The 400-nt window shown below is 76.8% G+C and carries 1 pseudogene; it reads left to right on the top strand.

The features are described 5' to 3' along the window. Positions 1-200, top strand: a pseudogene (locus U870_RS22950) (LLM class flavin-dependent oxidoreductase); the annotation flags it as partial. Between the last annotated feature and the right edge of the window lie 200 nt (positions 201-400).

Genomic DNA, 400 nt, shown 5'->3' with positions numbered 1-400 from the left:
CGGACCTCCTGGTGCCCGAGCTGCAGCGGCGCGGCCGCTACCAGACGGCGTACCGCGCGGGAACGCTGCGCGAGAAGCTCGGCGCCGCCGGGCCGCGCGTCGCTGCGACGCATCCGGCGGCACAGGTGACGCTCGGTGCGCCGGTCGACGGTCCCGAGGGCGTGCCGGTGGGCGCATCGGTGCCCGGCAACATTCGGTAACCGAGCGAGACAGCGTGCGCGGTGCGCCGCTACATTCCCTCCAGCCCGCACCACTCCCGAACCCCGGCCGCGCCAGCGCCCGCTCGACCCGCGAGGACCCCCATGGCCATCGACGACCAGACCGCGACATCCACCCCGGCGGACGCCCCCGCCTCCGCGCCCGCCCGCCCCCGCCTCCGAGGCAATCTCGGCGTGGCCTC

The sequence above is a fragment of the Leifsonia aquatica H1aii genome, from assembly GCF_000633535.1.
Taxonomy (GTDB): domain Bacteria; phylum Actinomycetota; class Actinomycetes; order Actinomycetales; family Microbacteriaceae; genus Leifsonia; species Leifsonia aquatica_A.
Note: the sequence above shows the minus strand (reverse complement) of the source record. Positions and strands in the feature narration are given on the sequence as shown.